The 19855-nt window shown below is 55.3% G+C and carries 16 protein-coding genes; 11 read left to right on the forward strand and 5 right to left on the reverse strand.

The features are described 5' to 3' along the window. Positions 1–1383, reverse strand: a complete 1383-nt coding sequence (dnaA, locus tag VW41_22960; protein ID AJZ92065.1) for a chromosomal replication initiation protein — start codon at positions 1381–1383, stop codon at positions 1–3. Positions 1384–2170: 787 nt separating this feature from the next. Next, entirely contained in the window at positions 2171–2368 is a 198-nt protein-coding gene (locus VW41_22965; protein ID AJZ91677.1) for an RNase P, read from the reverse strand. 349 nt (positions 2369–2717) lie between these two features. Between VW41_22965 and VW41_22970 the strand changes: the two genes are divergently transcribed. From VW41_22970 to VW41_22995, 6 genes are all read left to right on the forward strand, one after another. Beyond that, positions 2718–4361 (forward strand): membrane protein insertase, encoded by a 1644-nt coding sequence (locus tag VW41_22970; GenBank protein ID AJZ91678.1) that lies wholly within the window; start codon positions 2718–2720, stop codon positions 4359–4361. A gap of 76 nt (positions 4362–4437) precedes the next feature. Further along, positions 4438–5802: a tRNA modification GTPase TrmE gene (gene trmE / locus VW41_22975; GenBank protein AJZ91679.1), complete on the forward strand. Its 1365-nt coding sequence runs from the start codon at positions 4438–4440 to the stop codon at positions 5800–5802. Between the two features lie 195 nt (positions 5803–5997). After that, positions 5998–7305: an MFS transporter gene (locus VW41_22980; GenBank protein AJZ91680.1), complete on the forward strand. Its 1308-nt coding sequence runs from the start codon at positions 5998–6000 to the stop codon at positions 7303–7305. Positions 7306–7308: 3 nt separating this feature from the next. After that, on the forward strand, positions 7309–8250 hold the full coding sequence (locus tag VW41_22985) for a hydroxyacid dehydrogenase (GenBank protein ID AJZ91681.1): 942 nt from the start codon (positions 7309–7311) through the stop codon (positions 8248–8250). Positions 8251–8690: 440 nt separating this feature from the next. Continuing rightward, positions 8691–9449, forward strand: coding sequence for a hypothetical protein (locus VW41_22990; GenBank protein AJZ91682.1), 759 nt, complete (start codon positions 8691–8693; stop codon positions 9447–9449). 17 nt (positions 9450–9466) lie between these two features. Then, positions 9467–10033, forward strand: coding sequence for a hypothetical protein (locus VW41_22995; protein AJZ91683.1), 567 nt, complete (start codon positions 9467–9469; stop codon positions 10031–10033). A gap of 209 nt (positions 10034–10242) precedes the next feature. Here the strand turns inward: VW41_22995 and VW41_23000 are convergent, their stop codons facing one another. Further along, entirely contained in the window at positions 10243–11574 is a 1332-nt protein-coding gene (locus tag VW41_23000; protein AJZ91684.1) for an adenine permease PurP, read from the reverse strand. Positions 11575–11742: 168 nt separating this feature from the next. On the opposite strand from VW41_23000, the gene VW41_23005 reads away from it, so the two are divergent. Continuing rightward, on the forward strand, positions 11743–12408 hold the full coding sequence (locus VW41_23005; protein ID AJZ91685.1) for a 6-phosphogluconate phosphatase: 666 nt from the start codon (positions 11743–11745) through the stop codon (positions 12406–12408). A gap of 62 nt (positions 12409–12470) precedes the next feature. On the opposite strand, the gene VW41_23010 is transcribed toward VW41_23005, so the two are convergent. Beyond that, positions 12471–13229 carry a short-chain dehydrogenase gene (locus VW41_23010; protein ID AJZ91686.1) on the reverse strand — a complete coding sequence of 253 codons (759 nt, stop codon included), beginning with the start codon at positions 13227–13229 and terminating at the stop codon, positions 12471–12473. Between the two features lie 119 nt (positions 13230–13348). Between VW41_23010 and VW41_23015 the strand changes: the two genes are divergently transcribed. The 4 genes from VW41_23015 to VW41_23030 all read left to right on the forward strand — a co-directional run bounded on the left by VW41_23015 (position 13349) and on the right by VW41_23030 (position 17631). Further along, on the forward strand, positions 13349–14248 hold the full coding sequence (locus VW41_23015; GenBank protein ID AJZ91687.1) for a transcriptional regulator: 900 nt from the start codon (positions 13349–13351) through the stop codon (positions 14246–14248). Positions 14249–14303: 55 nt separating this feature from the next. Continuing rightward, positions 14304–15362: a membrane protein gene (locus VW41_23020; GenBank protein AJZ91688.1), complete on the forward strand. Its 1059-nt coding sequence runs from the start codon at positions 14304–14306 to the stop codon at positions 15360–15362. Positions 15363–15452: 90 nt separating this feature from the next. Next, positions 15453–16109: an acetyltransferase gene (locus VW41_23025; protein ID AJZ91689.1), complete on the forward strand. Its 657-nt coding sequence runs from the start codon at positions 15453–15455 to the stop codon at positions 16107–16109. 196 nt (positions 16110–16305) lie between these two features. Next, complete coding sequence (locus tag VW41_23030) at positions 16306–17631, forward strand: transporter (GenBank protein ID AJZ91690.1); 1326 nt, start codon at positions 16306–16308, stop codon at positions 17629–17631. A 149-nt stretch (positions 17632–17780) separates the two neighbouring features. Here the strand turns inward: VW41_23030 and VW41_23035 are convergent, their stop codons facing one another. Continuing rightward, entirely contained in the window at positions 17781–19847 is a 2067-nt protein-coding gene (locus VW41_23035) for a hypothetical protein (GenBank protein AJZ91691.1), read from the reverse strand. Positions 19848–19855 lie beyond the last annotated feature (8 nt).

The raw sequence follows: 19855 nt of genomic DNA on the forward strand, positions 1-19855 counted from the left end.
TCACGAAGATAATGTTCTGATTAAATTGGAGAAATCTTCTTTGATATCGTGGCTTTCTTCACGCAACTGCTCAATCTTGCGGCAGGCATGTAAAACCGTGGTGTGGTCGCGTCCACCAAAAGCATCGCCAATTTCCGGCAAGCTATGGTTGGTCAGCTCTTTTGCCAGCGCCATCGCCATCTGGCGCGGGCGGGCAACGGACCGGGAGCGACGCTTTGACAGCAAGTCAGCGACCTTAATTTTATAATACTCGGCCACCGTTTTCTGAATATTATCGATGGTGACCAGCTTCTCCTGAAGCGCAAGCAGATCGCGCAGCGCTTCACGCACGAAGTCGATGGTAATCGCCCGGCCAGTAAAGTTGGCATTGGCAATCACACGGTTCAGCGCCCCTTCCAGCTCGCGGACGTTAGAGCGCAGTCGCTTGGCAATAAAGAAGGCCACCTCGCCCGGCAGACGGATATCATTCTCGTCGGCCTTTTTCATCAGGATCGCCACACGGGTTTCAAGCTCCGGTGGTTCGATCGCCACCGTCAGCCCCCAGCCAAACCGGGATTTCAAACGATCCTCCACGCCATTGATCTCTTTTGGATAGCGATCCGACGTCAGAATGATCTGTTGATTCCCTTCCAGCAGGGCATTAAAGGTGTGGAAAAACTCTTCCTGCGAGCGCTCTTTATTGGCAAAAAACTGGATGTCATCGATAAGCAGCGCATCCACCGAGCGGTAGTAGCGTTTGAACTCTTCGATGGCGTTGTTCTGCAGCGCTTTAACCATGTCCTGCACAAAGCGCTCAGAGTGCATGTACACCACTTTGGCATTTGGCTTGCGCGCCATGATGCCGTTACCCACCGCATGTAAAAGGTGCGTTTTACCTAAACCCGTGCCGCCATAAAGGAAGAGTGGGTTATACGCGCCGCCCGGGTTATCAGCCACCTGGCGTGCCGCCGCGCGGGCCAGCTGGTTCGATTTACCTTCAACGAAGTTATCAAAGGTGTGTTTCAGGTTTACGTTGGAACGGTAGGACGGCTCAGCAGGCGCAGGCATGTTGTCCCAGCTTGGGCGCATCGGCGCCGCAGCGCGCGCAACCTGAGCAGGTGCCGCAGTGGTTGCCAGTTCAGCAACGGGCTGCGTCACGGGCTTACTGCCGACTTCGAAGCGCAGCAAAGGCGCGTCGGTGCCGCAGAAGTCGTTGAGCAGGCCATTGATATTATTAAGGTACTTGTCTCTCACCCAATCGAGCACAAAACGGTTAGGCGCGTACAAAGCCAGCGTGTTATCGCTCAGTTCCGCCTGTAGGGGGCGTATCCACATACTGAATTCTGTGGCTGGTAACTCATCCTGCAATCGGGCAAGACACTGCTGCCAAAGCGAAAGTGACACGGCGGACTCCACTCGAACAAAGTCGATAAAAAGACGAAGACTGAAAGTTATACATTCATGATTGTTGACACGCGCTCTCAGGCTGTGGGAGGCGCGCGAACCGCTATTTGCGGTTTCCCCGGTGAAGGCTGGATCACGACCGGGACCGCGGATCATAGCCTAAAGTGCGGCAGAGATCTTCTGTTTCTCACAGATTCTTCACGAATTATCCACAGGGAAGTTTTGAGCGGGTTAAGTGTAATCGATCCTGGCACAGGTGCAGCGTACAACCGTCTCATATTGGAAAATTTAATGACTAGCGTACAAATATCGCTAAAGAGATCTGATGAAGATCCTCGCGGATCCTTGCGCTTTCACGGTAAGCCCGTATAATTCTCCACCCGTCGCGTAATGCCGCTGTCACTCAGCGGAGATCCGGGCCTCTTTGCGGGGTCAAAAAGGGCGCAGCAGTAAGGGAATTGAATTGACTCCGGAGTGTACAATTATTACAATCCGGCCTCTTTAATCAGCCACACTGAAGCGTAAGTCGTTCGCAGACCCTGTAGGGCGTTACGCAAATCCAGTGAAATTTAATAGTTTAGGTAGAAATCGCCATGAAACGCACTTTTCAACCGTCTGTACTGAAGCGCAACCGTTCTCACGGCTTCCGTGCTCGTATGGCTACTAAAAATGGTCGTCAGGTTCTGGCACGTCGTCGTGCTAAAGGCCGCGCTCGTCTGACCGTTTCTAAGTAATAAAAGCTAACCCCTGAGTGGTTAAGCTAGCTTTTCCCAGGGAGTTACGTTTGTTAACTCCCAATCATTTCACATTCGTCTTCCAGCAGCCACAACGGGCTGGCACGCCGCAAATCACTATTCTCGGCCGCCTTAATTCGCTGGGGCATCCCCGCATCGGTCTCACAGTCGCTAAGAAAAACGTAAAACGCGCCCATGAACGCAATCGGATTAAACGTCTGACGCGTGAAAGCTTCCGTCTGCGTCAGCACGAACTGCCACCAATGGATTTCGTGGTAGTAGCGAAAAAAGGGGTTGCCGATCTGGATAACCAGGCTTTATCGGAAGCATTGGAAAAGTTATGGCGCCGCCATTGTCGCCAGGCTCGCGGGTCCTGATAGCCCTAATCAGGGTCTATCAACGCCTGATTAGTCCGCTTCTCGGGCCACATTGCCGTTTCACCCCAACCTGTTCTCACTACGGAATTGAGGCATTGCGCAGGTTTGGAGTGTTAAAAGGCAGTTGGTTAACGATGAAACGCGTACTAAAATGCCACCCTTTGAACCCTGGTGGAGACGATCCCGTTCCGCCCGGACCTTTTGATACCAGAGAACACTAACGATGGATTCGCAACGCAATCTTTTTCTCATCGCTTTGTTGTTCGTGTCTTTCATGATCTGGCAAGCCTGGGAGCAGGACCACGCTCCTCAACCTCAGGTGCAGCAGACCACGCAGACCACGAACAGCCAGGGTAACGCCGCTAACCAGGGTGTGCCGGCCAGTGGCCAGGGAAAACTCATTACGGTTAAAACTGACGTTCTTGAACTGACCATCAACACCCGCGGTGGTGATGTGGAACAAGCGCTGTTGCCAACCTACCCGAAAGAGTTGAAATCCGCAGAGCCTTTCCAGCTGCTGGAAACCACGCCTGAATTTATCTACCAGGCGCAGAGCGGCCTGACCGGTCGTGATGGCCCGGATAACCCGGCGAACGGCGACCGTCCACTGTATAACGTCACTGCTGACACCTTTGCGCTGGCGGATGGCCAGAACGAACTGGTTGTGCCGATGACGTTTACCGACGCGGCAGGCAACACCTTCACCAAGACCTTCACCCTGAAACGCGGTGAATTCTCTGTGGGCGTGGACTACAACGTGAAGAACGTGGGCGAGAAACCGCTGGAGCTGGCGACCTTTGGTCAGCTGAAGCAGTCCATCAACCTACCTTCTCATCGCGATACCGGCAGCAGCAACTTTGCGCTGCACACCTTCCGTGGTGCGGCCTACTCCACCCCGGACGCGAAATACGAAAAAGTTAAGTTCGACAACATTGCCGACGGTGAAAACCTGAACGTCAATGCCAACAGCGGTTGGGTGGCGATGCTGCAGCAGTACTTTGCTACCGCATGGGTGCCGCATACTCAGGGCGCAAACAACTTCTACACCACCAAGCTGAACAACGACGTTGCGGCAATTGGCTATAAGTCTGCCTCGCAGATCGTTCAGCCTGGCCAGACGGCTCAGATGGGCAGCACCCTGTGGGTAGGTCCGGAAATTCAGGACAAAATGGCTGCCGTTGCGCCACACCTTGACCTGACCGTGGATTACGGCTGGCTGTGGTTCATCTCTCAGCCACTGTTTAAGCTGCTGAAATTTATCCACAGCTTCATCGGTAACTGGGGCTTCTCCATTATCGTTATCACCTTTATCGTTCGTGGCATCATGTACCCGCTGACCAAAGCGCAGTACACCTCGATGGCCAAAATGCGTATGCTGCAGCCAAAACTGGCGGCCATGCGTGAGCGTATCGGTGACGACAAGCAGCGTATGAGCCAGGAAATGATGGCGCTGTACAAAGCTGAGAAGGTTAACCCGCTGGGCGGCTGCTTCCCGCTGATCATCCAGATGCCAATCTTCCTGGCGCTGTACTACATGCTGATGGGCTCCGTTGAACTGCGCCACGCGCCGTTTGCACTGTGGATCCATGACCTGTCTGCACAGGACCCGTACTACATCCTGCCGATTCTGATGGGCGCCACGATGTTCTTCATCCAGAAGATGTCGCCGACCACCGTAACCGACCCGATGCAGCAGAAGATCATGACCTTTATGCCGGTCATCTTCACCGTGTTCTTCCTGTGGTTCCCGTCAGGTCTGGTGCTGTACTATATCGTCAGCAACCTGGTGACCATCCTTCAGCAACAGCTGATTTATCGCGGTCTGGAAAAGCGTGGCCTGCATAGCCGCGACAAGAAAAAGACCTGATAATATTTAGCGTTATGTACATGAAAGGCGGTCACTGACCGCCTTTTTCTTTTTGATTCAAGGTCAGAGATAAACGATGAGCAATCATGACACTATCATTGCCCAGGCGACGCCGCCGGGGCGCGGTGGCGTAGGTATCCTGCGTATTTCCGGCCGTCAGGCGCGCGAGGTCGCAGAAGCGGTCCTTGGCAAACTGCCCAAGCCGCGCTACGCGGACTACCTCCCGTTCCGCGATGCCGACGGCAGCGCGCTGGATCAGGGCATTGCGCTATGGTTCCCTGGCCCGAACTCCTTCACCGGTGAAGACGTACTTGAGCTGCAGGGACACGGCGGCCCGGTTATCCTCGACCTGCTGTTAAAACGCATTCTGACGCTGCCAGGCCTGCGCATCGCCAACCCCGGCGAGTTTTCCGAGCGTGCATTCCTGAACGATAAGCTCGACCTGGCGCAGGCAGAAGCAATTGCCGACCTGATCGACGCCAGTTCCGAGCAGGCCGCTCGCTCGGCGCTCAACTCGCTTCAGGGCGCTTTCTCCGCACGAATTAACCATCTGGTAGAAGCGCTGACTCACCTGCGCATTTACGTGGAAGCGGCTATCGACTTCCCGGACGAAGAGATCGACTTCCTCTCTGACGGTAAAATCGAAGCCCAGCTGCACCGGGTCATTGGCGACCTCGATGCGGTGCGCGCCGAAGCTCGTCAGGGCAGCCTGCTGCGTGAAGGGATGAAGGTGGTTATTGCCGGGCGCCCTAACGCCGGTAAATCCAGCCTGCTAAACGCGCTGGCCGGGCGTGAAGCCGCCATCGTCACTGATATTGCGGGCACCACGCGTGATGTGCTGCGCGAACATATTCATATCGACGGAATGCCGCTGCATATCATCGATACCGCGGGCCTGCGCGAAGCCAGCGATGAAGTGGAACGAATCGGGATTGAGCGTGCCTGGAAAGAGATTGAGCAGGCGGATCGCGTGTTGTTCATGGTGGACGGCACCACCACCGACGCCGTTGATCCGGCGGCTATCTGGCCAGATTTCATCGCTCGTCTGCCGGAACGTTTACCGATTACCGTGGTGCGTAATAAAGCGGACGTTACTGGCGAAACGCTGGGCCTTTCAGAAGTAAGTGGTCACTCACTTGTCAGGCTCTCCGCCCGTACCGGCGAAGGTGTCGAAGTGCTGCGCGCCCATCTGAAAGAGAGTATGGGCTTCGAAACAAACATGGAAGGTGGCTTCCTCGCCCGTCGCCGCCACCTGCAGGCGCTAGAGCAGGCCGCAACCCATTTGCAGCAGGGCAAAGCCCAGTTGCTGGGTGCCTGGGCCGGAGAATTGCTGGCGGAAGAGCTGCGTCTGGCCCAGCAGAACTTAAGTGAAATCACCGGTGAATTCAGCTCTGACGATCTGTTAGGGCGTATCTTCTCGAGCTTCTGTATCGGGAAATAAGCGCACACGCCCACGATACCAACATCTCACAGACGGCATCTTCCGATGCCGTTTTGTTCTTTTTATGCCCATCTTGTAATACAAACACTATTTATGTGACCAATCTTGTAATACAAGAATTGAGCAAATATTAAACTGTCCTTTCATTTTTTTGCCGTCCGGACATCCCTGCGGCAATTTTTGAAAGGATTGCTTATGAACGATCAATTACATAGCTCTACGCTCACTAAAATTAACGCAAAAATTATTCCGTTCGTTGTGCTTTGTTACTTCATTGCGAATCTGGATAAGACCAACATCTCTATCGCCGCCTTGCAAATGAACGCTGATTTAGGGTTAACGGCCAGCATGTACGGGCTGGGCGTCGGCATATTCTATGTCTCCTACATCATTTTTGAGCTCCCCAGTAATATTCTGATGACCAAAGTCGGAGCACGGCTGTGGATAGCCCGCATCATGGTGACATGGGGCATTGCCAGCACCGGGATGGCGTTTATCCAAAGCGCCAACCAGCTGTATGTGATGCGCTTCCTGCTGGGTATGGCGGAGGCGGGCTTTACCCCCGGTATCATCTACTACATCGCCTGCTGGTTCCCAAAGAGTAACCGCGCCCGCGCCATGTCCTTCTTCTATATGGGCTCGGTGGCGGCCTCGGTTATTGGCCTGCCTATCTCCGGGCTGCTGCTGAACATGGACGGGCTGGGCGGCATTGTCGGCTGGCGCTGGCTGTTTGCCATCGAGGGGATACCGGCGATTATTATGGGCTGTATGGTGCTCTGGAAGTTGCCCGACACCCCGAATCACGCCAAATGGCTGACACCCGAGCAAAAAACCTGGCTGGTCAACCAGGTTACGCGGGATAACGCCAGCGCCATCGTCGGCCACCAGCACAGCTGGGTATCCGCCCTGCGAAATAAAATCGTGCTGCTCCTTAGCCTGGTATGGTTCCTGCAGGCCTTCGGCTCCATCGGTATTACCCTTTTCCTGCCGTTAATCCTGAAAAGTATGGTGGTGGATCAGAGCAACTTCGTGATTAGTGTCCTCGCCGCCGTGCCTTTCATCTTCGCCTGCCTGTTTATGTACTTTAACGGCCGCCATTCAGATATCACCCGCGAGCGGCCTCTGCACCTGGGGCTGCCGCTGATTATCTCAGGGCTGCTACTGGCAGCGGCGATATTCTGTAGCAACATGCTCGTGGCCTACGTGCTACTGATACTCAGCGTGGGCTTCAATTTCGCCCTACTGCCGGTGTTTTGGGCGGTCACCACCGAGAAACTGGCTGGCGTCGCCGCCGCCGCCTCCATCGCCTTTATCAATTCCATCGCCAACTTCGCCGGCCTGGGCCTGCCACCGATTTTGGGGAAAATCAAAGACGCTACCAACAGCTATCACTCCGGGCTGCTACTGATCGCCGTCGCGCTGATCGTTGGCGGCATCATTGGCATCATCGTTTCACGTCCGCCGCGCACTACACCGCATAAACCCACATCCACCGAGATATAGCCGATGAAACAAAAAATATTGCAGCAATTTGACGTACCGGAGATGCTGCTTGAGCAGCTAAATCAGCGCTACGACATCTATCGTTATGACAGTCTTACGCCTGAGGAATTTACCGCCCTGGCACCGGAATTTCGTGTTGCGCTCAGTAGCGGCGAGGCAACAGTCACCCGGGAGTTCTTCCGGTCGCTGCCAAATCTGACACTGCTGGCGGTGTTTGGCGTAGGCTATGACGGCGTGGACGCATTGGCGGCCAGAGAGCTGGGCGTGAAGGTTACGCATACCCCCGACGTACTGACCGACGACGTAGCCGATTTGGCGATGGGGTTAATGATTTCCGCTTCGCGCCAGATCCCGGGTGCGCAGCGCTTTATTGAAAGGGGTGGCTGGCAAAATAATCTGTATCCCTGGACCCGCCGCGTTTCAGGTTCACGCCTGGGGATATTCGGCCTGGGGCGCATCGGTCACGCTATCGCCAAACGCGCTGCGGCATTCGATATGCACATAGCTTATACCGACCGTCAGCGTCAGGAGGGCGTGCCTTTCACCTGGCATGACAGCCTGGCAAAGCTGGCGGCGGATAGCGACTATCTGGTGGTTTGTACACCGGGCGGAGCAGGTAACCGTCATCTGGTCGATCGCGGGGTAATGGATGCGTTGGGTGCCGAAGGCATTCTAATCAATATCTCCCGCGGGTCTGTGGTAGACGAGCAGGCGCTGATTCAGGCGCTGGAGGCAGGAACGCTAGGCGGGGCGGCACTGGACGTTTACGAAAATGAGCCTCATGTGTCAGGTGGTCTACTGGAAAGAGACAATGTCGTACTGACCCCACACATGGGCAGCGCCACCTGGTCCACACGCCGGGCAATGACCCAATTGGTGGTCGATAACGTAGATGCCTGTTTCGCTGGGCGCCCGCTGCCGACACCGGTACCAGAATGCCGCTAGTCCCACTTGCACATCTGATTCACAAAACCGAAAACACCAAGGCAACCGCCTTGGTGTTTCTTTTCAGTCCCAACTTTATGCGCTAAAAAGACCGCCAGACTATCTCTTTTCCTTTCTGTAGCACTCGCCACTGCCCTAGGCTGGCAACGACAAGCAGGAAATCATCAATTCCTGAAATAAAATATTATTTTCAATGAGATATTAAAATTTCTGGAACTTTACCCTCTCTTTAAGAAAAACATTTCGGGATAGATATTTTTTTCGCATATATAATATATCGAACAAAAAATAGGTTATTTGTGGGAGTGGTATCAATGACAGACCATTCAAACAGAGATTACTATGTAACCTGTTGATCGCTTTTATTATCTTCAATACCACGCAGGCACGGCAAGCTGGAATAACAACCGTATCTATTGACCATTATCACGGAGCGACAAATGGCAACGCATTTTGCAAGATGGGCTCTGAACCCTCCCAACCTCACCTCACCCCGGCTGAGCGACGAAGTCCTTAACGCTGCCAGCCTGATGCCAGAACATCGCCGCACGCGCTATCTCGCGTCGCGTACGCTGGTCGCAGAGATGATGTTTATGCTTTACGGCACCCAACGCCTGCCGCAAATCATTACTTCTACCGCAGGACGCCCACGCTTTGCCGACGCGGCGCTGCCTGATTTTAGTATCGCCTATGCCGGTAACATGGTGGGCGTGCTGCTGGCGACTGAAGGCCGCTGCGGGCTGGACATGGAGCTCCGCCGCAGTTTCCAGGCACCCTCCCCGGTTGTGCCGCCGTCTCAGTCCAGCAGCAGCGAAATCACCTGGATCAACAACCAAAACGATCCTAATGAAGCCCGCACCCAGTTGCACACCCTGCGCCGTAGCATCCTGAAACTGACCGACAACCCCCAGACCAGCCTGAGCACGCTACAATTATTGCCGGGCTCAGGTCGCCTACGCGTCATAAACGAGCCGCATATTGAAGCTATCAGCGATGCGGAAGACATCCTTATCTGGGGCTGTACCGTTGCGCCAGGCGTAGAGCGCCTGAAGCTGTGGGAATTCGATGGCCAGCAGGGCTGGAACGCTCTGCCGGATGCCGAAGCCCGAAGCCGAAGCGCTCAGGCGCGCATCATCCGCCTGACGGGTATATCATCAGAGATAGCCACGCCGCATAACACATTTTCCCGAACGTCCTGACACTTAAAGGAGTACCAATGTCTGATTCGTTGAAGATAGTGACTTTACTGGGGAGCCTGCGTAAGGGTTCATTTAACGCGATGGTCGCCCGTACGCTGCCGAACATCGCTCCGGCAGGCATGCAGATAGACGCCCTGCCATCCATCGGCGATATCCCGCTGTACGATGCAGACATCCAGCAGGAAGAAGGTTTCCCCCAGAGCGTGGAAGCCATTGCCGAGCAAATCCGCCAGGCTGATGGCGTGGTGATTGTGACGCCTGAATATAACTATTCCGTGCCGGGTGGCCTGAAAAATGCCATCGACTGGCTTTCTCGTCTGCCTGAACAGCCGCTCGCCGGCAAGCCAGTGCTGATTCAAACCAGCTCCATGGGCGCTATCGGCGGTGCACGCTGCCAGTATCACCTGCGCCAGATCCTCGTATTCCTGGATGCGATGGTGATGAACAAGCCTGAGTTTATGGGCGGCGTGATTCAGAACAAAGTTGACCCGCAGAGCGGCGAAGTGGTCGATCAAAGCACGCTCGACCATCTGACCGGGCAGCTCACCGCCTTTGGCGATTACATCAAGCGCGTCAAAGCCTGAGTCCAGGCCAAAAAAAACGCCAGTCATTCGACTGGCGCGAGGCTTACTTGCAGAATTCATTGTCTTTAAAAGACTGAACCCGGGTCTAACAAACACAATGAATTGTGTTCTCTGGTTTGCCCCAAACAGCCGAAAATCACGTTTTCGGCTGTTTGTCATCGATATACCGCCAGTCATTCGACTGGCGTTGTTGTTTTTAGCGTCTGGCTTTAGTCAACAAACACAATTTTGAGCACAAACAGCAGCGCCACGATGAGGACGCACGGGCTCAGTTCGCGCCAGCGGCCAGTCCCAAGCTTCATGATGCAGTAGGAAATAAAGCCCAGCGCGATGCCTTCGGTAATGGAGAAGCTGAACGGCATCATCACGGCGGTGATAAACGCCGGTACCGCTTCGGTGAGGTCATCCCACTTCACGCGAGCCAGGCTTGAGGTCATCAGCACGCCAACGTAAATCAGCGCCCCTGCGGCCGCGTATGCCGGCACCATGCCCGCCAGCGGCGACAGGAATATAACCAGCAGGAACAGCAGACCAACCACGATAGCCGTCAGGCCGGTGCGGCCCCCGACGGAAACACCGGAAGAGCTTTCGATGTAGGCGGTAACCGAAGAAGTACCGAAGAACGAGCCGGTCACGGAAGAGATACTGTCCACGAACAGCGCCTGCTTCATGCGCGGGAATTTGCCCTTTTCGTCGGTTAACCCGGCTTTATCCGTCACGCCAATCAGGGTGCCGGAGGAGTCAAACAGGTTCACCAGCATGAAGGAGAAAATCACGCCTGCGAGACCCAGATTTAGCGAACCGGCTAAATCCACCTGCCCGACAACGCTGCTCACGCTCGGTGGCGCAGAGACGATACCGTGATACTGCACGTCGCCCAGCAGCCAGCCCAGCAGCGTGGTCACCACGATAGAAACCAGCACCGCCGCGTGAATATTACGAGAAGCGAGAATCGCAATGATAAAGAAGCCCAGCGCCCCCAGCAGTACGCTGTGGGAGGTCAGGTTCCCGATGCTAACCAGCGTCTCTTTATTGGCTACGATGATCCCGGCATTTTTCAGCCCCATCATGCCGATAAACAGGCCGATACCGCTGGTGATGCCGACGCGCAGACCAAGCGGGATATTCGCTATCATCCAGTAGCGAACGCGGAAAATGGTCAGCAGCAGCAGGCCCACTGCGCCCCAGAAAATAGCGCCCATGCCGACTTGCCAGGACAAGCCCATCGCGCCAACAACCACGAAGGCGAAGAAGGCGTTCAGACCCATCGCCGGCGCCAGCGCCACCGGCAGATTGGCGAAAATCCCCATAAGAATGCTGCCAAAGGCGGCAATCAGGCAGGTCGTGACGAATACCGCCTGGGTATCCATCCCGGCAGCGCCGAGGATTTGTGGGTTAACAAAAACGATGTACACCATCGTCAGGAAGGTGGTGAACCCGGCGATCACCTCGGTGCGGGCGTTAGTACCGTGTTCGCGTAATTTGAACGCGCGTTCGAGCAGCCCCGGGGTTGTTTCCGGAGTGGACTGTGGTTGGCTCATTATCGGTTTCCGAACTAAAAGAGGAAAAAATACGCCGCTATCCTATACCAAAATTGGCGGGGGATAACGCAAATCATCTACTTTTTTCGCTGAAATTACCGCAACGGGATCGATTGCGTTGCGCAAAAAGCATAGAGTAAACGTTAAACCTGAGAGAAAGGAAATGGCATGTCCCGGATAGAAGCGGTGTTTTTTGACTGCGATGGAACGCTGGTCGACAGCGAGGTCATCTGCTCCAAAGCCTACGTACATATGTTTGCGCAATACGGCATTCAACTTGCGCTGGATGATGTTTTCAAAACCTTCAAAGGCGTCAAACTCTACGAAATTATCGACACAATCAACGCTGAGTACGGCACCAGCCTGCCTAAGCTCGAACTGGAAGTTATTTACCGCGCCGAAGTTGCCCGCCTGTTTGACAGCGAACTTCAGGAAATCGCCGGGGCAAACACGCTACTGGCGCAAATCAACAAGCCGATGTGCGTGGTGTCTAACGGCCCGGTGAGCAAAATGCAGCACTCTCTCGGAAAAACCGGGATGCTCGACTACTTCCCGGGTGCCCTGTACAGCGGGTACGACATTCAACGCTGGAAGCCGGATCCGGCCCTGATGTTCCACGCGGCGGAACAGATGAACATGGACGTAGAGCGCTGCATTCTGGTGGACGATTCTATGGCGGGAGCGCAGTCGGGGATTGCGGCCGGGATGGAGGTATTTTATTTCTGTGCCGATCCGCATAACAAACCAATCGATCACCCAAAGGTGACGACGTTTACCGATTTGGCAGAGTTGCCGGGCTTGTGGAAAGCGCGGGGCTGGGAAATTACGGCGTAGGGGTCGCCCCTCTCCCTTTTAGGGAGAGGGTGAGAGTCAGCTGCCGGTGAGCGGCCAAAAAACTAAAGGAACATCCCGCCGGACACTTCAATCCGCTGTGCGTTCATCCAGCCGGTCTCATCGCTGAGAATAGCCGCAATCGCATCGCCAATATCATCCGGCTGGCCTACACGCCCCAGCGCGGTTTGTGCCGCAATGGCCTTAGAAACATGCTCGTTGTCGCGCACAATCCCACCGCTAAAATCGGTGGCGATAGCGCCTGGCGCAATGATATTCACCGCAATCCCACGCGAGCCAAGCTCTTTGGCCTGATATTTGGTCAACACTTCCATCGCCCCTTTCATCGTGGCGTAGGCGGCTTTACCCGGCAGTGAGAAGCGGGTCAGGCCGGTGGAGACATTCAGAATGCGGCCGCCGTCTTTAATCAGCGGCAGCAGGCGCTGAGTCAGGAAAAATGGCCCTTTCAGATGAATATTCATAATCTCATCGAACTGCGCTTCGGTGGTCTCGGCAAACGACGCTTCAAGACCGATCCCTGCGTTGTTCAGTAAATAATCAAACCTATCTCTCTGCCAGACATTGCGCAGCGTTTCTTTCACCTGTTCAACAAATCCGGCAAAGGTTGATGAATCGCCGACGTTAAGCTGAATTGCTGCAGCTTTCACGCCTTTTTGCTCAATTTCGCGTACCACATCTTCGGCTTCCTGACGCTGGCTATTATAGGTCAGCAGGATACCGATTCCGCGTGCGGCCAGCTTCAGCGCTGCGTTTTTCCCTAATCCGCGGCTGCCGCCGGTGACTAAAGCAATGCGTTGACTCATGATAAACCCCTTATTTGGCTGTCAGGTAATTGAGATACAGCTTATTAGCTGATACAAAATCAATAAATACGGCCAGATGCGCCTCACTGTTTCATTGAAAGCAACAATGTGGTGATAAGATGGATAAAATACACGCAATGCAGCTTTTCGTGCGCGTTGCGGAGCTGGAGAGTTTTACCCGCGCCGCAGACACGCTGGGGCTGCCAAAGGGCAGCGTTTCGCGCCAGGTTCAGGCGCTGGAAACCTCGCTCGGTACGCGCCTGCTGCACCGCACCACTCGCCGGGTGCAGCTCACCCAGGACGGCATGGTCTATTACGAGCGCTGCCGCGATCTGTTAACTAACCTCGATGAACTCGACGGTCTGTTCCAGACCGATCCCGCCAGCGTCAGTGGGCGAATCAGGGTCGATATGCCCGTTACGCTGGCTCGCGGCTTGATCATTCCGAAACTGCCTGGGTTCCTGCAACAGTACCCGGGCATAGAGCTAGAGCTTAGCAGCAGCGACAGAATGGTGGATGTTGTCCGGGAAGGATTTGACTGCGTGGTGCGCGTGGGCCACCTCAAAGACTCGGGCCTGGTGGCCAGGCCGCTGGGGAAATTCACCATGATCAACTGCGCCAGTCCGGACTACCTGAGCCGCTTTGGCTATCCTGAAAGCCTGGACGATCTGGCTTCGCACGCGCTGGTGCATTACGCCCAAAACCTCGGTACTCGCCCGCAGGGCTTTGAAGTCTGGCTGGATAAAACAACGCAGTGGGTGAAAACCGGCGGCCTGATCACCGTCAACAGCACGGAAACCTACCAGGCCGCCTGCGCCGCCGGACTGGGTATTATCCAGGTCCCCCGCGTGGGCGTGAAAGCCCAGCTAAAGGAAGGCAGCCTTGTCGAAATTCTTCCTCAGTACCGCGCCGAACCGATGCCGATTTCGCTGCTTTATCCGCATCGTCGCAACCTCTCCCGGCGGGTACATTTGTTTATGGAATGGCTAAGCGGCGTACTCAAAGCCTATGTCGATTAGCGTTATGGCTATAATTTCCTTAAGATCCTGCCACAGCAAAAGGAAAATTGACCCGATGACAACGCCGGATAACCGTGAAAAACGCCCTACCAACGAGCTCGAGTACGAGCCTGTTGTCGCTCTTGAGACTCAGCAGGAACAAGCTCAGAGCCAACCCGCGGAGAACGAACCGCTGGTGAAGCTTAAAACCAGCAATGCCGCAGTGAACAGCACCATTTCCGCTGTCAACAAAACGGTCAGGCAGCCGATAATTGCCCACCTGCTCCGCGCCGCCGAACGTTTTAATGACCGGCTGGGGAACCAGTTTGGCGCCGCCATTACCTACTTCTCGTTTTTGTCGCTGATCCCCATCATGATGGTGGCCTTCGCGGCAGGTGGCTATGTGCTTGCCTCCCATCCAACGCTGCTCGAAGACATTTTTGCCAAAATCCTTGAGAACGTCAGCGACCCGACGCTTGCCGCCACGCTTAAAAACACCATCAATACCGCGGTTCAGCAGCGCACCACCGTTGGCCTGGTGGGGCTGCTGATTGCCCTCTACTCCGGTATTAACTGGATGGGCAACCTGCGTGAAGCGGTGCGTGCCCAGTCACGGGATAAGTGGGAACGCAGCCCGCAGGATCAGGAAAAATTCTGGGTAAAATACCTGCGAGACTTTATTTCATTGATTGGCCTGCTGGTTGCGCTGATCGTGACGCTGTCGATCACCTCTATTTCCGGTTCAGCCCAGGCGCTACTGATAGGGTTGCTGCACCTTGGCGACATCGAGTGGCTCAAACCGGCCTGGCACATGGTGGGCCTGGCCATTTCGATTTTTGCCAACTACCTGTTGTTCTTCTGGATCTTCTGGCGTCTGCCGCGCCACCGCCCGCGCCGCAAGGCGCTCATTCGCGGCACGCTGATTGCGGCTATCGGCTTTGAGGTGATTAAAATCATCATGACCTACAGCCTACCGAAGCTGGTCAGCTCGCCTTCCGGGGCTGCTTTTGGTTCGGTGCTGGGGCTGATGGCCTTCTTCTATTTCTTTGCCCGCCTGACGCTGTTCTGCGCGGCCTGGATTGCCACCGCAGAATACAAAGACGACCCGAGGATGCCCGGGAAAACGCATAAATAATCCTGTCATGATTTCCGGTCAGGATAGGTGGCCTGCCGACCTTCAGGTTAGCAGGCCCACTTGTCTAAACCTCCGACCAGAGACCATGCTATGACAACAGCCTCCGCTCCCAAACTCCAGAAAACGGTTATTGACCCCAGCGTTCGCCTGCGCGAAACACACGTCGGTGAACAGTGTGAAATACTCGCCAACAGCGTGCTGGAATACAGCACCCTGGGCGACTTCTCCTACCTCGGGGAACACTGCTGCGTGGCCGACAGCGAGATCGGCAAGTTCACCGCCATTGCCAACCATGTCCGGCTGGGCGCCCCCAATCACCCGATGGATCGCCCCTCACAGCACCGCTTTACCTACTGCCCTGAGTACTACGCCACCGATGTTGGCCGGGATACCTCATTCTTTGCGCATCGCCGGGAGGACAGGGTGGTGATTGGTCACGACGTGTGGATTGGCCACGGCGTTATCGTCCTGCCCGGCGTCACCGTTGGGGACGGCGCTGTACTTGCCGCGGGCGCGGTGGTCAGCAAAGATGTGCCGCCGTATACCATCGTAGGCGGCGTGCCGGCGAAACCCATCCGCAACCGCTTCCCGCAGGAGGTCGTTGAAAGCCTGCGGCGCATTGCCTGGTGGGACTGGCCGCTGGAGAAGTTAATGACCCACCTGCCGGAATTTCAGTCCGGGGAGATAGCGAGTTTTTGCGCTCGCTGGGATCACCCCACTGACTCAGCAGATAAATCTAACTGGTAACTTTTATTTAACCTAAAACCAGTTTTATTCTCTATTTTGAAAATTTTGTGAAGCATTTCATAGAAGATTACGGTCAGGCTTAAAAATTATCCACTTAATGCGCGTTTTTTGAGCCATTTCGCCCGGCGCGGCGCGTTGAAATGCTTCTTTTGCTATGCGTAAATGGACTTTCGTTCGCCATAAATAAGAAAAATCTATGCAAGCATCCGTTGCCACAACTCTCGATACCGGGGCTGACGCTACGCCCGTAAACTCACGCGGAAAAGTCGTTGTTGCTTCGCTGGTCGGTACGGCCATCGAATTCTTCGACTTTTATATCTATGCCACCGCAGCGGTGATTGTCTTCCCGCACATCTTCTTCCCGCAGGGTGATCCGACGGCTGCCACGCTACAGTCTCTCGCCACTTTCGCCATCGCCTTTGTGGCTCGCCCGATTGGTTCGGCGCTATTCGGCCACTTCGGCGACCGCGTTGGCCGCAAAGTGACGCTGGTGGCTTCCCTGCTCACAATGGGGATTTCCACCGTCGTCATCGGCCTGCTGCCGGGCTATGCCAGTATCGGTATCTTCGCCCCGCTGCTGCTGGCGCTGGCCCGTTTTGGCCAGGGTCTTGGCCTGGGCGGCGAATGGGGAGGTGCGGCGTTGCTGGCCACTGAGAACGCGCCACCGCGCAAACGCGCGCTGTACGGCTCGTTCCCGCAGCTCGGCGCGCCGATCGGCTTCTTCTTTGCCAACGGTACTTTCCTGCTGCTTTCGTGGCTGCTGACCGACGAGCAATTCATGTCCTGGGGCTGGCGTGTACCGTTCATTCTCTCTGCGGTGCTGGTCATTATCGGGCTTTATGTCCGCGTTTCGCTGCATGAAACGCCTGTTTTCGCGAAGATTGCCAAAGCCGGGAAGCAGGTCAAAGTCCCGCTGGGCACGCTGCTGACCAAACACCTGAAGGCGACAATTCTCGGCACCTTCATCATGCTGGCGACCTATACGCTGTTCTATATCATGACGGTCTATTCCATGACCTTCAGCACCGCGCCAGTACCGGCGGGCCTCGGCTTCTCGCGCAATGAAGTGCTGTGGATGCTAATGATGGCGGTGATTGGCTTTGGCGTGATGGTGCCGATTGCAGGTTATCTGGCGGATGCTTTTGGCCGCCGTAAGAGCATGATTGTAATAACCAGCCTGATGATCCTGTTTGCGCTGTTCGTCTTCCCACCGCTGCTGGGCTCCGGCAACCAGGCGCTGGTGATGGCCTACCTGCTGATTGGCCTGAGCCTGATGGGGCTGACCTTTGGCCCAATGGGCGCGCTGCTGCCGGAGATGTTCCCGACGGAAGTACGCTATACCGGCGCATCATTCTCTTACAACGTCGCATCCATTCTTGGCGCGTCTGTCGCACCCTATATCGCCACCTGGCTGCAGGCTAATTACGGCCTGTTCTATGTCGGCGTTTATCTGGCGGCGATGTCTGCACTGACGCTGATTGCGCTGCTGCTGAGTAAAGAGACCCGCCACCAGTCGCTGTAATTTTTACCCTCACCCTAACCCTCTCCCTAAAAGGGAGAGGGGACGAGAGGAGAAACCCGGCTAAAAGTCAGTTTTAGCTTCTCAGCTGACCGCGGGTCTTTTCTTTCCCCCTCTCCCCTTCGGGGAGAGGGCCGGGGTGAAGGGAAGCCTCACTTCTTCATCTGCCCCAAAATCGTCCGGCACTGATTTTCGCTCCCTTCAGAAGGCGATATCAACGCAGCCAGAGCCGCCGCCGGGGTGACCAGCGTTGCAAGCGCTGCGGCCACTGCGCCACGGATAATCAATGGTCCCGGCTTCACGCCCGCATCCGGACTCTTGAACGTACCGCGCACATAGAGCGGGGAACGCAGCGTAATAATACGAATACCTTTGCTCTCCGGATCGATGGTCAAATCCAGGCGCTCGCTGGCGAAGTTGGTGCTGCCGGTAACGTTAATCAGCGCGTTTTCAGTATCAAAGGCAAAAATTCTCGGCGTCGCGATCCCGTTGCGCAAATCCAAGTTCGCGGCGGCACAGTTGATCCGCACCTCATCATCGCCAAAAATCTTGCCGACAATGTAGTTGCCCACGTTGAGGCCGACGATTTCCATCAGGTTACGGCTGATAAGCCCGTCATTCATCAATAGCTTCAAACTACCGTTACTGGTACCCAGCAGCGCAGCAACCGAGTTACCCCGCCCGCTCAGATTAGCGTCACCGTTCAGTTCGCCGAGCGTTTTCTGCATCGACTCAACCTTCGGCATAAGCTGCTTCAGCTGCAGACGGCGCGCCTGGATATCCGCTTTCCCCTGCATCGGCTTTTTATCGCCCTCAAGGTGGATGTTGGCATTGATGGAGCCGCCCGCCATGCCGAATTTCAGCGGCTGCAGGCGAAGATCAGCGTTCTTCAGAATTACGTGGGTGGTCAGGTCGCTCAGCGGCAGCGTGCCGCTGTGCTCAATGCGCTGTCCTTTAAAGCGCACATCGGCGTCCATCACGTTCCATTTATCCGTCTCAAAGCGATCGTAAGGCAGCACTTTGTCGGCGGGCTGTACCGTCGTGTCACCGCGTTGCTGTTTAGCTTTTTTCGTCTTCTCTGCGCCCTTCCCTGAGTCAACACCAATCAGCGGCCCTAAATCGGCCAGCCGCAGCTGTTTAGAGACTAAGTCTCCCTCGAGTTTAGGCCGTGGTTTACCCTGGCTGTAGGTCAGGGAACCGTGAATATCGCTGTCGCCAATGCGCCCATTAAAATCCTGATAGCGGAAGACGGAGCCTTTCTCCGTGTCGATTTTTGCCAGCAGGTGGCCGTCCGTTTCAAACGGGGGCGTATCCGGCAGCAGCACGCCGGTCAACGCGTAAAGATTGCCGAGAGAATCCCCGGAAAATTTGAGCCGGAGATCGACGCCACCCATTTTCATCGGATCGTTAACGGTGCCAGCGAAGGCCACACGCGACGTACCCGAACGCACATCGGCCTGTACCGGGAATGCGCTGTCGCTTTCGCTACGCAGCGCCAGCATACCGCCAATTTTACCGCTGCCCTCCACCGGCTGGCCGTTGTAGCGGCCATTCACTTTCAGGCCGAAAACATAGTCTGCCGCTTTCGCCGCATCTTTGCCCTGCGGCTTTTGGCCGGACACTTCGCTGAACGGCAGCGGTTTACCCAGCGGATCAACCAGGATCGTCAGATCGGCTTTCGTGACCTTGTCGTCCACCGCGATCCGCCCTTTATCGAACAAAATATTATCCAGCCGGAAGGACCAGCCGGAGGACTTTTGATTCGGATCGTTGTCGCCTGAGCTGGCAAGATTAAAGGTCCAGTTATTGTTTTTTGCCGACAGCCGGATAATACGCACATCGGGCTCAACCAGCTTTATCCAGGGGATATAAACCGTTTTGGTTAGCAGTGAAAGCGGGGCCAGCGTTGCCTCCACGCGGGGGAGATGAACCATGGTCACTTCGGGAATGTCAGGCGGGTTGCCAAGAAGAATATCTTCGGCATGAACATGCGGCCACGGCACCCAGCTGCGCCAGCCAGATTCGTCTTTATTACGTTCCCAAACAATCCCCAAATCGCCGCGAATGGCAAAGGGGCGGTTCAGTTCTGTCGAGACTTTTTGGTTGATGGTTGGTTTCAGCCGGTTCCAGTCAAACGTCGCAATCACCACGATCGCTACGACAACCAACAACAAGAAAATCCCGGCGACTGCGCTACTAATTTTACCCGTTCTTGTCATCCTTCTTA

It is taken from the genome of Klebsiella michiganensis (assembly GCA_000963575.1).
GTDB lineage: Bacteria > Pseudomonadota > Gammaproteobacteria > Enterobacterales > Enterobacteriaceae > Cedecea > Cedecea michiganensis_A.